Annotated in this window: 13 protein-coding genes; 2 read left to right on the forward strand and 11 right to left on the reverse strand. The window is 39.7% G+C overall.

Going from position 1 to position 14923, the window contains the following annotated elements:
• Positions 1–2 precede the first annotated feature (2 nt).
• From MNY66_RS00250 to acs, 4 genes are all read right to left on the reverse strand, one after another.
• Positions 3–1643 carry a phosphoethanolamine transferase gene (locus MNY66_RS00250; protein WP_241501204.1) on the reverse strand — a complete coding sequence of 547 codons (1641 nt, stop codon included), beginning with the start codon at positions 1641–1643 and terminating at the stop codon, positions 3–5.
• A 248-nt stretch (positions 1644–1891) separates the two neighbouring features.
• Positions 1892–3541 (reverse strand): cation acetate symporter, encoded by a 1650-nt coding sequence (locus MNY66_RS00255; RefSeq protein ID WP_047257379.1) that lies wholly within the window; start codon positions 3539–3541, stop codon positions 1892–1894.
• Complete coding sequence (locus MNY66_RS00260) at positions 3538–3849, reverse strand: DUF485 domain-containing protein (RefSeq protein WP_047257380.1); 312 nt, start codon at positions 3847–3849, stop codon at positions 3538–3540. Before MNY66_RS00260 ends, MNY66_RS00255 begins: the two co-directional genes overlap by 4 nt.
• Positions 3850–3972: 123 nt before the next feature.
• Positions 3973–5928: an acetate--CoA ligase gene (gene acs, locus MNY66_RS00265; protein ID WP_047257381.1), complete on the reverse strand. Its 1956-nt coding sequence runs from the start codon at positions 5926–5928 to the stop codon at positions 3973–3975.
• Between the two features lie 436 nt (positions 5929–6364).
• On the opposite strand from acs, the gene sodA reads away from it, so the two are divergent.
• Positions 6365–6985 carry a superoxide dismutase [Mn] gene (gene sodA / locus MNY66_RS00270; RefSeq protein ID WP_047257382.1) on the forward strand — a complete coding sequence of 207 codons (621 nt, stop codon included), beginning with the start codon at positions 6365–6367 and terminating at the stop codon, positions 6983–6985.
• A 202-nt stretch (positions 6986–7187) separates the two neighbouring features.
• Positions 7188–7865 (forward strand): 6-hydroxyaminopurine reductase, encoded by a 678-nt coding sequence (gene yiiM, locus MNY66_RS00275; protein ID WP_047257383.1) that lies wholly within the window; start codon positions 7188–7190, stop codon positions 7863–7865.
• 334 nt (positions 7866–8199) lie between these two features.
• Here the strand turns inward: yiiM and trpS are convergent, their stop codons facing one another.
• The 7 genes from trpS to aroK form a co-directional block, all read right to left on the reverse strand.
• On the reverse strand, positions 8200–9228 hold the full coding sequence (gene trpS / locus MNY66_RS00280) for a tryptophan--tRNA ligase (protein ID WP_047257384.1): 1029 nt from the start codon (positions 9226–9228) through the stop codon (positions 8200–8202).
• A gap of 11 nt (positions 9229–9239) precedes the next feature.
• Positions 9240–9935, reverse strand: a complete 696-nt coding sequence (locus MNY66_RS00285; protein WP_047257385.1) for a phosphoglycolate phosphatase — start codon at positions 9933–9935, stop codon at positions 9240–9242.
• Complete coding sequence (gene rpe / locus MNY66_RS00290; RefSeq protein WP_047257386.1) at positions 9932–10606, reverse strand: ribulose-phosphate 3-epimerase; 675 nt, start codon at positions 10604–10606, stop codon at positions 9932–9934. Before rpe ends, MNY66_RS00285 begins: the two co-directional genes overlap by 4 nt.
• 61 nt (positions 10607–10667) lie before the next feature.
• Positions 10668–11522, reverse strand: a complete 855-nt coding sequence (dam, locus tag MNY66_RS00295; RefSeq protein ID WP_047257387.1) for an adenine-specific DNA-methyltransferase — start codon at positions 11520–11522, stop codon at positions 10668–10670.
• 84 nt (positions 11523–11606) lie between these two features.
• Positions 11607–12509: an SPOR domain-containing protein gene (locus tag MNY66_RS00300; RefSeq protein WP_241501205.1), complete on the reverse strand. Its 903-nt coding sequence runs from the start codon at positions 12507–12509 to the stop codon at positions 11607–11609.
• Between the two features lie 363 nt (positions 12510–12872).
• The gene (gene aroB / locus MNY66_RS00305) at positions 12873–13961 is read right to left on the reverse strand and encodes a 3-dehydroquinate synthase (protein ID WP_241501206.1); all 1089 of its coding nucleotides are present in this window, start codon (positions 13959–13961) and stop codon (positions 12873–12875) included.
• A 49-nt stretch (positions 13962–14010) separates the two neighbouring features.
• On the reverse strand, positions 14011–14532 hold the full coding sequence (aroK, locus tag MNY66_RS00310) for a shikimate kinase AroK (protein ID WP_047257389.1): 522 nt from the start codon (positions 14530–14532) through the stop codon (positions 14011–14013).
• Positions 14533–14923: the final 391 nt, after the last annotated feature.

Raw genomic sequence — 14923 nt, forward strand, 5'->3', positions numbered from 1 at the left:
GCTTATTTTGGTGATTGGGCGTTAAGGATTACATTTTTCTCTGAGGGTAATTTTTGGTAATCCAAAATATTTTTATTGCCATCTAATACTCTGATGGGTGTATTACCGTTAAAACACGTTCTTAATGCTGAATAACATGTTTGCTTATGTTCTTTATGAATAATACCGAGCCAGTCACTAATAAGAAAATAATTATTAGCGGTACTAACTGGATGATCGATATTGCCTATTTTTCTTTTTTGTTGATTTATTTTATCACTGTACCAGATTAATAAGGGAATTTGATAAGCTTCTTTTTTAGTTTTATTAACACCATGGTGATATCTAATATCGCCATTATTATCTATGCGCTGTAAGGCATGGTCAGAAAAATATAAAATAGATGCTTTCTGTTGATCGACTTTATTGATGATGTTACCGATAATACTATCAGTATAAGCGATTGAGCTGTCATAACAGTTATCATCTTGATTATCACCATAATGTTGTAATCTCTTCTCAGGAAAGCGATTACATGCCGGCTCATGGCTGCCATATAAGTGAAGAACAATCAGCTTTTTACCTTTCTCTTGTAGCGCATTATCCAGATAAGGGAGTAAGTCTTCATCATAAGTGATGGTATTTTGCCAACGGCTATTTTGTGATTTATGGGCGATAGCTGAGATTAAACTGGTGCTTTTTCCTGCTTTACCTTGGTTACTAAACCAAAAGGTTTTAAAGCCAGCATGGTTAGCTAAGCTGATGATATTATCCGCATAGTAGCTTTTATCATTCAGTTGTTCATATTGTATATTAGACAATGAGATTGGAACTGATAGTAAGGTGACTGGTGCAGGAGAGATCGCTTGTGTGAATAATAAGATATTATTTTTTTGATTAACCAGATTTGGTGTATTAGGGTGTTGATAACCATATATTTGCATATGATCACGACGAGAAGATTCACCAATAATTAGAATATAAGTCTCTATATCAGTATCATTTTTTTGATATTTATAATTGATATTAATATTAGCTATTTTTTTTATTTGTCGTACATCATGGAGTGATCTTACCATCGCTGAGGCATTATAAAATGGTGTACCCATAAAAAAGTGTTCAGTAGCAATTAGATTATTTTTTTGATCTTTACCCATAGCATAATAATCAATAAAAATTAAAGGTAAAAAACCAATAAGAAGAATCAGACCATATTTACCTTGTTGGTTGCTGGTATAAAATGATAACCATCTTACTGATAAGTAATAAATTAAGCTCATACAAATAAAAAATAAAATATAATATTTATTATATGAGAGCATACCCGCAGCTTCGCTGCTATTGGTATTAATTACAGTTTCGGCAATCGTTGAAGAAAAACCAATATCATGCTCTTTATAGAAGAAAAAAGAGGTTGAAAGATTTAATGCCCACAGTAACGCGGCGAAGACTGTATATATTTTTCCTATTTTAAATTTATAAAACCAAGCTGATGATATAACAAGTAATAGCCCTGATATTGTCATTTTTATTTTATATTCAATAGCTAAGTCACCAGAAAGAAACACTGGTAATATTGTGATAATAGACAATACTAGAAAAATATATATTTTAGGCATATATGATGATGGTAATTCCTTTGAACAAGATTGTGAGTAAAACATTAACTAATTTTTATTACAATGCTTTTGGACTCGGAAAAACTCTGAAAGTATAAAATCATTAATAGAAAAAACCAATAAGTAATATTTAGATAATATTATCAATTAGTTATGTTTTTTTCGTGGAGTGTAAAGTTAAGCAGGTTTTATTGGAGATTTATTTTTATGGGCAATGAAGCGCATTTATGCGCTTCATTGTTCCCGCTAAATTAAATTTCAGTAACAGGAGCCTGTTGTTGAAATGAGGTATATTAGTGAGATTTTCCTTGCTCTGCGCCTAAACCAATCTGAGAACGTATAAATTGCTCTCTAAATTTCTCTTTTTCTGCTTTTCCTTGCGACGAATTATCGGTTATTGAGAATAGCCAAGAAGCGAAAAATGCCACAATCATTGAAAATAAAGCTGGATATTCATAGGGATAGATCGGTTTTTCGTGATGAAGTATACCGACCCAAATTGTTGGTCCAAGGATCATCAATATTACCGCTGTACTTAATCCTAACCAGCCCCCAGCCAGAGCTCCTCGAGTTGTTAGCCCTTTCCAATACATTGAAAGCAATATAATTGGAAAGTTACAACTGGCTGCGATAGAGAAAGCTAAGCCAACCATAAAGGCAATATTTTGCTTTTCAAATAAAACTCCTAGCCCGATAGCGACAATACCGAGGATCACTACGGTAATTTTAGAGACTCTGAGTTCGTCTTTTTCGTTGGCCCTGCCTTCTTTTATCGCCATGGCATATAAATCATGCGAGACCGCAGATGCACCTGCAAGAGTTAATCCAGCGACGACGGCGAGAATTGTTGCGAAGGCGACTGCAGAAATAAAACCGAGGAATAAATTACCGCCAACCGCATCAGCAAGGTGAACTGCCGCCATATTGGTGCCGCCGATTAATGCGCCTGCTGCATCTTTAAATTGGGGATTAGAACTGACGAGAACAATAGCGCCAAAGCCAATAATAAAGGTCAGAATGTAGAAGTAACCAATAAATCCAGTCGCATAGAATACGCTTTTTCGAGCTTCTTTAGCATTACTGACAGTGAAGAAACGCATAATAATATGTGGTAGCCCCGCAGTACCAAACATTAATGCCAGCCCAAGAGACAGCGCAGAGATAGGGTCGGAAACCAATCCGCCTGGACTCATAATTGATTGGCCATTTTTATGTATTTCAACGGCTTGCTTAAATAAAGTATTAAAGTTGAAATCGGCATATTTCATGACCATGATCGCCATGAAGGTTGCTCCGGCTAGCAATAATATCGCTTTGATTATTTGTACCCATGTGGTGGCTAGCATCCCCCCGAAGAGTACATACATGACCATTAATATACCGACGATAATTACGGCGACGAGATAATCTAAGCCGAATAACAGTTCAATTAGTTTTCCGGCTCCAACCATTTGAGCAATCAGATAAAGCGCAACGACAACTAATGAGCCGACAGCGGAAAGAATACGAATAGGGCGTTGTTTTAAACGGTAGGAAGCAACATCGGCAAAAGTATAACGTCCCAGATTGCGTAGACGTTCTGCAATCAGAAATAAAATAATTGGCCAGCCAATCAAAAAACCGATTGAGTAGATTAAGCCATCATATCCAGAGGTATATACCAGGGCTGAAATTCCCAAGAATGATGCGGCAGACATAAAATCACCAGCAATAGCCATACCATTTTGAAATCCGGTTATTTTACCCCCTGCAGTATAATAATCGGTACGTGAACGGGTTCTTTTTGATGCCCAATAGGTAATATAAAGTGTGAACCCGACAAAGATCATAAACATAATGATCGCTTGAATATTAACGGGTTGACGCTCAACATCACCTGTTAGTGCTTCTGCATTCACCATTACTGGTGTCAATGCCAGCAGTATCAGAAGGAGTTTTGTCATTTTTTTACCTCGCTAAGAATTTCACTCGTGAGGCGGTCGTATTCACCATTAGCCCGAATAACATATAGTCCGGTTAAAATAAATGAAATTACGATTAGCCCAACGCCAACGGGAATACCACGGGTAATATATGAACCTGCTGATATGGGTGTCCCTAGCCAACTAGGATCAAAGGCAATAAGAAAGATAAAACTGACATACAGCACTAATGTGATGAGGGATAGTGACCATGAAAAACGACTGCGTTTTTTGACCAATTCTTTGAAGCGAGGGTTATTTTCTATCTCTTGATAAACAGTATCATTCATCAGAGTTTCTCCTCTGTTATTTTTTATCGGTGAGGTTGTATAGGCCACTTTTCAGTAGCCTATAGTGTATTATTGATAATAAATAGTGGAATATGTGTACTCGGTGGTATCTATGGCATGGCGTTATGGCATGTTCATGGACTGTTTTTCTTCTAATAATTTTTCAACCACACTTGGATCGGCTAATGTCGATGTATCCCCAAGATTGCTGGTATCGCCGGTCGCAATTTTACGCAAGATGCGGCGCATAATTTTACCGGAGCGGGTTTTAGGCAGTGAATCTGTCCAGTGAAGAATATCTGGCGTTGCGATTGGGCCAATTTCTTTGCGTACCCACTGGCGAACATCAGCATAGAGCTCAGGGGAGGGTTCTTCGCCATGATTTAAAGTGACGTAGGCATAAATAGCTTGTCCTTTAATATTATGAGGAATACCTACAACCGCTGCTTCTGCAATTTTAGGGTGAGAGACCAAAGCAGATTCAATTTCTGCGGTACCTAATCGATGCCCTGAGATATTCAGTACATCATCAACTCGGCCGGTAATCCAATAATAGCCTTCATCATCGCGACGGGCGCCATCCCCACTGAAATACATACCTTTAAAAGTTGAAAAATAGGTTTGTTCGAAACGATCGTGATCACCATAAAGTGTTCGAGCTTGACCGGGCCAAGAATCAACAATGACTAAGTTTCCTTCTTGTGCGCCTTCAATAATTTCGCCCATATTATCCACGAGTGCTGGACGTACGCCAAAAAATGGCAGCGTCGCAGAGCCGGGTTTTAAGGCGATAGCACCGGGTAATGGGGTTATCATAAAGCCACCGGTTTCTGTCTGCCACCATGTATCTACTATTGGGCAGCGACTATTACCGATTTTTTTATAGAACCATTCCCATGCTTCAGGATTGATTGGTTCCCCTACGGAGCCTAATATCCGTAGAGAGTTTCTGTCTGTGCCTTCGATTGCTTTATCACCTTCTGCCATTAATGCGCGGATGGCGGTTGGAGCGGTATATAGGATATTCACTTGATGTTTATCCACAATTTGGCTCATGCGATTAACAGCAGGATAATTAGGGACACCTTCAAACATTAGCGTTTTAGCGCCGTTCGATAACGGTCCGTAGAGCAGATAGCTATGGCCGGTAACCCAGCCGACATCGGCGGTACACCAGTAGACCTCATCATCATGATAATCAAAGGTATATTTAAAGGTTAGCGAGGCATAAACTAAATATCCTCCCGTCGTGTGTAATACGCCTTTAGGTTTCCCTGTTGAGCCTGAAGTATAGAGAATAAATAGGGGATCTTCGGCATTCATTTCTTCCGCCGGACAGTCATTGCTGGCATTTTGCATCAGTTCATGCCACCACAAGTCGCGCCCATTAACCCAATTTTTTTGGTTACCGGTGCGACGATAAACGATGACATTTGAAATTGTGGTGATTTGAGGATTGAGTAAGGCATCGTCGACATTTTTTTTCAATGGAATACTTCTACCAGCACGAAGACCTTCATCGGCAGTAATCACTAATTTTGCTTTACAATCAATGATTCGGCCCGAAACTGCTTCAGGAGAAAACCCGGCAAAAATAACGGTATGAATCGCTCCGATACGAGCACAAGCTAACATAGCTACTGCTGCTTCTGGCACCATTGGCATATAGATAGCAACTACATCGCCTTTTTGAATACCGCACTGTTTTAATACATTGGCAAAGCGACATACCTCAGTATGAAGTTCACGATAGGTAATATTTTTAGAGTGAGAAGGGTCATCGCCTTCCCAAATGATGGCGGTATGATCGCCTCGTTGACTCAAATGACGATCAAGACAGTTAGCGCTTAAATTTAAAGTACCATCTTCGAACCAGCGGATATTAATATGGCCGGGATCAAAAGAGGTATTTTTTACCCGAGTGTAGGGCTTAATCCAATCAATAATTTTTCCTTTTTCTCCCCAGAACGCGTCGGGATCTTGCAGGGATAATTGATATTCGTCATGGTACTGTTGTTCGGTTATCAGGGCGTTATTGATAATGTCAGCTGAGATCGGATGCTTAGTTATTTTTGTCATATTTTTATCTCCTTTCGGATGTTAATAGTATGTCAAAAAATAGTTAACTAAAGCTGTAATTAAGAATTTGTTTTTATTTTGAGCGGAAGATCACGTATTAAATGTACCGATATTCTCAGATTAAACATTTAGTGCGCAATAACGGGGTGGTGTATAACGCTATTAATTTTAAATTAATTAGCTTACTTTTTAGGTTTGTGTGGATTATTTATATATGTATCACTGAATTAGACCGTAAATTTAGTTGACTTATAAACCCACAATACCATTATGGATATGATAATGATTTTCATTAATGTTAAAATCACTATAATGACAATTGACTCACAGAATATAAAAATTTACTAAGATGTAAATTGATATATTCAAAACATTTGGATTGATGTTCGTTTTCAATTTGGAATATCAAGGGTTATAAGTTACTGGAGACAATTATATGAGCTATACATTACCTGCTTTACCTTACGCTTACGATGCGCTGGAACCCCATTTTGATAAGCAAACAATGGAAATCCATCATACTAAACATCATCAAACCTATGTAAATAATACGAATACGGCATTAGAATCATTACCTGAACTTGCGGGTATGGACATTGATGAGTTAGTTAAAAATCTGGATAAAGTTCCTGCAGATAAGCGTACTTTTTTACGCAATAATGCGGGTGGGCACTCAAATCACAGTTTTTTCTGGAAAGGCTTGAAATTAGGCACTGAATTGAAGGGTGCATTAAAACAAGCTATTGAACGTGATTTTGGCAGTGTTGATGAATTTAAAGCTAAATTTGAAGCCGCAGCAGCCACCCGTTTTGGTTCAGGTTGGGCATGGTTAGTATTGAATGATGCCGGTAAATTAGCCATTGTTTCTACCGCGAATCAAGATAGCCCATTAATGGGTGAGGCTATTTCTGGCGTATCAGGTTATCCGATCATCGGTTTAGATGTTTGGGAGCACGCCTATTATCTGAAATATCAAAATCGTCGTCCTGACTATATTAAAGCCTTCTGGTCAGTAGTTAACTGGGATGAAGCAGCTAAACGCTTTGATGCCAAATAATTAGCCCGATTAATTATAAATATTTTTGCATGGCTGAGCTTTTTAGCCATGCATTTTTAATTAATAAATTAACGTTCTACTCTATAATCCAGTCTAAAAATCCCATTATATCCTAAACTTAATTAACCTCGTTGTTATCTTCGATGCCTTTCTTTATGCTCTCATTCTCAACGTTATTTTGATGTCGTTTGGAGACTAATTAATGGAGTATCATCCTCAAGTCTTTATCGGAAAAGTTCAACCTACAGGGCATTGCGGTAACAGTGGAATAGATAAACATCAAGTCGGGGGATTACTGCAATTATTACCTCTGGGTCTTGCGGGAGATGAGCAAGCTGAAAAAAAATTTCATGGGGGACCCGATAGAGCGCTTTGCCAATATCCGGCCGAACATTATCATTATTGGAGCCAATGCTACCCTGAGTTAATTGATTTATTTATCGCGCCTGCATTTGGTGAAAATCTATCTACAACTGGTATGAATGAAGAGAATGTCTTTATTGGGGATATTTATCGCTGGGGAGACGGGATGATCCAAGTGACTCAACCACGTTCACCCTGTTATAAACTGAATCGAATGACCGGATTAGAAAATTTCTCATTAACCTTACAAAATAGCGGTCGTTGTGGATGGTTATATCGCGTTATAAAAGGTGGTTCTGTTAGCGAAAATGCTTCATTACAGCTGCTGAGTCGTAATAGTGATGTTTCAGTCAAAGAGGCTATCGCCATTGCTTTTCATCTGCCTTTCGATATGAGTCTGTATCGGCGGTTACTTTCTGCGAGTGGATTATCCGCTAGTTGGAGTTATACCATGCAGAAGCGTATTGAAGATAAGCGCATTGAAGATTTTAATCGTCGCTTATTCGGCCACGATTAAGGATGAAATAATCTCTAACACGATTTGACGATCAGGCTATTTTACTAAGATCAGCCATTAAAATATCATGATCGCCCGTGATCAAGTGGTGTTTGTGGAACCATTTTAATCAGGCAAGAATGTTATTAGAAATCAGTTGATGAAGAATTGATTAATGTGGAATAATTTATTCGCCACAGCTTATTAGTTTTTAACCATAGATCATTTAGTTCTTAACCATAGAGCATGAGCGCGGATAAAAAATAATAAAATAAAAACAGGCCACTCTAATAGGAGTCGCCTGTTAGCGTTTAACTCAAAATATCTTACGGCTGATAATATTAAGTCAGAAAAATTATGGGCGTTTTACGAAACCGATAACATCATAGACTTTGTCTAGTGTTTTCTGAGCTTGTTGTGCGGCTTTATCTGCGCCGTCAGCCATAATTTTATTCAATAGTGCTTCATCGTTACGGAAATGATGATAGCGCTCTTGTAAGCTTGTTAGCATTTCTGCCACGGCATCAGCAACAGCACCTTTAAGATGGCCATACATTTGACCCGCAAATTCAGTTTCTAATTGCTCGATGGTTTTATTGGTAATACCCGCCAGAATATCCAGCAGATTAGATACACCTGGTTTATTTTCTAAATCATAACGTACACAAGGTGGCTCTTCTGAATCGGTCACTGCACGTTTGATTTTTTTCGCTGCAGATTTAGGGTCTTCTAATAATGTAATCACGTTATTACGATTATCATCAGATTTAGACATTTTTTTGTTGGGATCTTGTAGTGCCATAACGCGAGCACCGCCTTTAGGAATAAAAGGCTCTGGCACGGTAAATACCTCACCATAAATAGCATTAAAACGCTGAGCAATATCACGGCTCAATTCTAAATGCTGTTTTTGGTCGATACCTACTGGGACTTGATTGGTTTGATAAATCAGGATATCTGCTGCCATCAGGACAGGATAATCGAATAATCCCGCATTGATATTCTCAGAATGGCGAGATGATTTATCTTTAAATTGAGTCATACGGCTCAATTCACCAAAATAAGTGTAGCAGTTTAATGCCCAGCCTAATTGAGCATGCTGTGGGACATGTGACTGAACAAAAATAGTACTTTTATTTGGGTCGATGCCACAGGCCAGATAAAGTGCAAGAGTATCTAAAGTCCGTTGACGCAGTTGCGTTGGGTCTTGGCGCACAGTAATTGCATGTTGGTCAACAATACAGTAGATACAGTCGTAATCATCTTGCATCTGTGCCCACTGACGTAACGCTCCCATATAGTTACCAATAGTTAATTCACCAGAAGGCTGAGCACCGCTGAATACGATAGGTTTCTGGGCTGGTTTTGCAGTGGGATCACTCATTTTATATGTCCTTAATTTTTAGAAGATGATAAACCAATCGTAGCAATCAGGTCTGAAAAGTGCGTTAAAACGCAGTCAGGCTCACTGAGTGCGATTGATTCACCATAGTTATAACCATAGGTCATCCCCACACAGGGACAGCCAGCAGCTTGTGCTGCAAGAATATCATTACGGGAATCACCAACAAAAAGCAATTCTTCTTTGCGTAACCCAAAAGTACCCATGGTCAGATATAACGGTGCAGGATGAGGTTTTTTTTGTTTGACATCGTCGCCGCCCAAGACTAATGAAAAATAGCTATCTATAGCCAATTTTTTGAGTAATGGAGCAATGAATACGGTTGGTTTATTGGTCACGATGGCTAATGGTACTGGATGTTTGGCGAGCTCAGCTAAGGTTTCTTTTACCTTAGGGAACAGTTTGCTACCGGTTGTCACTGAAACAGCATAATATTTATCAAAACTATCACGCGTTGCTTGTTGCAGCTCCGGTGTAATTTCTGCCCCTGCCCATTTAAGCGCTCGTTCCACCATAATATCTGCGCCATTACCAACCCAGATAGAAACGCGTTCTTTACCTGCCGCCGGGTAACCTTGTTCAACTAGCGCTTTATCTAATGCTTCAGATAAGCCTCCGGCACTATCGACTAGAGTACCGTCAAGATCGAAAGCTATTGCTTTGATATTTTTTAATATGTTATCTGTCATCGTGACACCTTCTGTAGTTCTTTACGCATATCATCAATGACGGTTTTATAGTCAGGCTGACCAAAGATAGCTGAGCCTGCAACAAAAGTATCTGCTCCAGCTTGAGCAACTTCGGCAATATTTTCTACTTTAATCCCGCCATCAACTTGAAGACGAATATTATACCCACTCTCATCGATCAGTTTACGGACTTGACGCAACTTATGCAGCGTTTGAGGTATAAACGATTGACCGCCAAAACCTGGATTGACTGACATTAACAGGATCATATCGAGTTTATCCATGACATACTCAAGGCAACTTAGTGGTGTGGCTGGATTGAGAACCAAACCTGCAGTGCAACCGTGCTCTTTGATCAGCTGTAATGTACGGTCAATATGTTCGCTGGCTTCAGCATGAAAGCTAATATGACTCGCCCCCGCTTTAGCAAAATCAGGAACAATACGATCAACCGGTTTAACCATCAAATGGACATCGATTGGCGCGGTAATTCCGTAATCCCGTAGCGCCTTACAAATTGGAGCACCGAAAGTTAGATTAGGGACGTAATGATTATCCATAACATCAAAATGGACAGTATCAGCACCGGCTGCCAGTACTTTAGCTGTATCTTCGCCTAATCTTGCAAAGTCAGCAGATAAAATAGATGGGGCAATCAGAAAATCTTTCATTATCGTCTCCAATTATTATTCGGCTACTCATTACCCTATTAATTACTCGGCGATGAGGTCGTTATTTATCGAGCAGCTCTATTTTCGTTTTATACCGATGGTTACTTTTATACAAAGCAAGTAACTCATTGACTTTATTGCGATTTAATATATTGCTGCTAATCGTTCGGCGGACCTTAACAATATGCAGTTTCGCTTGATGATACCACTCTCGCGTTGCGGGGGTATCATGGTTTGAAATCAGAACTGGAATTTTGCGGTCTGATGACAAGTAATAGGCTAACTGAGCTAAGTTCTGCTGTTCAAGAGCACTGAAGCTGTTGGTATGATAAGCGGTAAAATTCGCAGTTTCAGATAATGGTGCATACGGTGGATCACAATAGATAACCGAGCCAGATTGTGCTGAAAGCAGTGTATCGCGATAATTTTGTGTTACAAAAATCGCATTTTGTGACTTTTCCGCAAACCACAATAATTCATCTTCTGGAAAATAAGGTTTTTTATAACGACCAAAAGGGACGTTAAATTCACCTCGCGAATTATATCGACATAGACCGTTATAGCAGTGGCGGTTTAGATACAGAAAAAGTACGCTACGACGTATAGGGTCTTGAGATAGATTAAATTCAGAACGCATTAAATAATATTGTTCTGAAGTATTAAATTCAGGCGTAAAGACAGCTCGAACTTGTTCGATAAAATCGTCTGTACGGAATTTTACTGTGTTGTATAGATTGATCAGGTCACTGTTAATATCAGCCAGAATATAGGAATCATAGCTGGTATTCAAAAATACAGAGCCTGCACCAACAAAGGGTTCAATCAGGCAATCACCCTCAGGAAGATGTTGTTTTATATCATCAACCAGAGGGTATTTACCGCCTGCCCATTTTAAGAAAGCGCGTCTTTTTTTCATGCCGTCAAATAGTTACGAACGTTTAGAGTAAATACTGAGTACTCTGTCAGGACAGCATAGTAGTGCGCCCACGTTAAAAGATGATTATTTTTTCTGATCTTGTTGGACTTGTTTCATATTTCTTACCCACGGTTTTTTGGCTTGAACCGCGCTTGGTAAAGTAGCGATAGCCCTTTTCGCTTCATTAACCGAACGGTAGTTACCATGGATGAGAACATACCAAGTTTGTCCATTTCGAACAGTTTTATAAACGGTGTAGTCAGTCAGTTTATTTTGTTTTGCAAACGCATTTAAGGTATCCGAGCGGCTCGCGCTACTCAGCTGTAACGTATAATTAGTTACTGGGGCAGCCATTAGCTTCCCACCTTGACCACCGTTGATACTGCTGGTGGCTTGTTTTGTTGGCGCTACGGGTTTTTTCTCAGTAATTGTTTGTGATTTAGCTTCTGTTTTGGTTGGTTTTACCGGTTGCGTTGTTTTTGGTGTTACAGCAGGAGTGACCGGTTGTACTACTTGGGGTGGCAATGTTTGTTGTTGATTTACAACAGGTAAATTTTGGCCTTGATGTAAAGCGTCAGCCACATCACCTGGAATTTCAACGCGTTCGCCCAGATCTTGCCGCTGAGATGGCAATTGATTCTGAGTCGGCGTACCACTAATTGGCGGCATAGTGACTTCTTGAGGCTGTCCATGCATCGCATTATTGGCTAGTGATGAAGAGGACGATAAGTCAATATTTCGTTCAGTCGTAGTATTTGCCTGTTGTTTTTCATGCTCAGTCGGCGCTTTTAGCGCAGAGCTAATTGCAATAATGAGCAATAGCAATACCAGTACACCGACCCCAATCATAATATGTTGGCGTGAAACCGTTAATTTAGGTTTTTGTCTACTGGCAGGCTGGCGAGGACGCCCAGTCGGCCGGTCTGAAGTATCAGGCCGCAAGTCATTTTGTCCTTGTGACTGATTTTCTGGTTTTAACTCGTCCATTTCGCCCCCCACAATTTTCACCTATAAATCTATAAAAAAGAAAGATTGATTATATACCCGGATATCTCAAGTTGCAGAGGCGTTCACTATGTTAACTATCTGGATCACATAATTTTATGCATATCATGATAGCGTTACTAGACGCTTTACCGCAGCCTCAAATTATTTGGCTATAGCCTGTATTTAGCTTACTTTCACCCGCTAAAAATAGGGGGGATGTAAGGATAATACAGATAAATAATAATACGAGCGTATAATTTAACGATTTTAAGCCATATTCGCTAGAGGGATTTAAAAACATTGCTATTTATCGATGTTTTTTTCTGGCTGTAAGTAAAAATACGGTTTATATCAGTTAATTAATTATGGAAGGCACATTTTGATCGCCTGTAGAACGATATCTGCGCCAATATCTGCACGTAATTCAGAATCGCCAATTTTGGTCGGTAAAATGAGATGCAACTTTCCACCCATGACCTTTTTATCTCGCATCATATGAGGAAGATAATCGTCAGGAGTCATTTCTGTAGGGCCACAGACGGGCAAATTAGCGCGTTGTAGCAGTGTGATAATTCGTTGAGTATCGCCCTCACTAAATGAGCCCGCAAGCTCGGCGGCTCTGGCTGCCATCACCATGCCTGCGGAAACAGCTTCCCCGTGTAACCAAACCCCATAACCCATTTCGGCCTCGATGGCGTGACCAAAAGTATGTCCTAGATTGAGCAGAGCTCGTAATCCACGGGTTTCTTTTTCATCAGAAGCAACGACTTGCGCTTTTAGTTCACAACAACGGCGAATACAGTAGGCCATTGCTTGGTTATCCAGAATCACCAACTCATTAATGTGATTTTCTAGCCAGCTAAAAAATTCACCATCAAGAATAATGCCGTATTTAATTACTTCTGCAAGACCTGATGATAGCTCTCGTTTTGGTAATGTTTTTAGGCAATCGAGATCAATAATCACTGATGTGGGCTGATAAAATGCCCCAATCATGTTTTTACCTAAAGGATGATTGACTGCGGTTTTTCCTCCAACAGAAGAGTCTACCTGTGAAAGCAGTGTTGTAGGAACTTGAATAAATGGAACGCCACGCTGGTAGCTTGCAGCAGCAAAACCGGTTAAATCACCGATCACACCACCCCCTAATGCAATGAGGGTGGTATCACGCCCGTGATGTTTTTCGAGCAATGCAGTAAAAACATCGTTCATGATCAACAATGATTTATACTTTTCGCCGTCGGGTAAAACAACAGAATCAACCTTTACACCCTGGTTCTCTAATGTGCGTTTAACACTTTCGAGATACAGCGGTGCGAGGGTTTCATTTGTGACAATCATAACTCGCTGCCCAGATTTTAGAGGCAGGAAAGCATCTGTTTGTGAAAATAATCCAGATGCAATGGTGATTGGGTAGCTACGTTCACCCAAAGTCACAGTTACTTTTTCCATGTCGCGTTTACCTTTTGCTCATTGCTACTAAAATAAACAATCTGCAGGACTAGTTTTTTTCCAGCATATCAATAATTTGATTTGCCACTACTTTTGCGCTTTGTTCATCGGTATGAATAGTGATATCAGCGACTTCTTCGTACAGTGGATTACGTTCTTCGGCCAGTTTTTCTAACACTTCACGGGCTGGCTCATCCACTTGTAAAAGAGGGCGTTTTTTATCACGTTGAGTACGAGCTAATTGTTTTTCAATCGTGGTTTCTAAATAGACAACGACACCACGGGCTGACAGACGATTACGGGTTTCTTTCGATTTCACCGAACCGCCACCGGTTGCTAAAACGATGCCTTGTTTTTCAGTGAGCTCGTTAATGACTTTTTCTTCACGTTCGCGGAAGCCTTCTTCACCTTCCAAGTCAAATACCCAGCCTACATCTGCACCAGTACGTCGCTCGATTTCGTGATCGGAGTCGAAGAATTCCATATTGAGCTGTTGCGCCAGCTGGCGACCAATAGTGCTTTTGCCGGCACCCATAGGTCCAACTAGAAAGATATTGCGTTTCTCTGCCATGTTTTTGGTATTACTAAGATTATTCGTTAATGATAACCCGCCCCGCCAATAAAATTAGCGGCGGGACCTAAACTGAAACCTCATGAGTGATAAAGTGAGCTCAGATGATAAAATTATCTCAGTACATCAGCCTATATTGCAACCATATAAATAAGTCAGTTTAACAATAAAGTGACAATCCTTTGTTGACAGGTCTGATTTTTACTTTTATTGAGGGGGGTACACAAGAAATCGTGTATTTCCCATCAATATTGTACGTAAAATTGTACGTAAAAATCAGTGCGTCAGTTTATTTTCAAACTAATTATTTTAACCTCTATTTATTAAATAGCGGTTTGTTTGTTTTTTCAGCCGATGTTAGTCAAAACACTCAATGGGTAACCTTGTATGA

It is taken from the genome of Moellerella wisconsensis, assembly GCF_022592395.1.
Taxonomy (GTDB): Bacteria; Pseudomonadota; Gammaproteobacteria; order Enterobacterales; family Enterobacteriaceae; genus Moellerella; species Moellerella wisconsensis.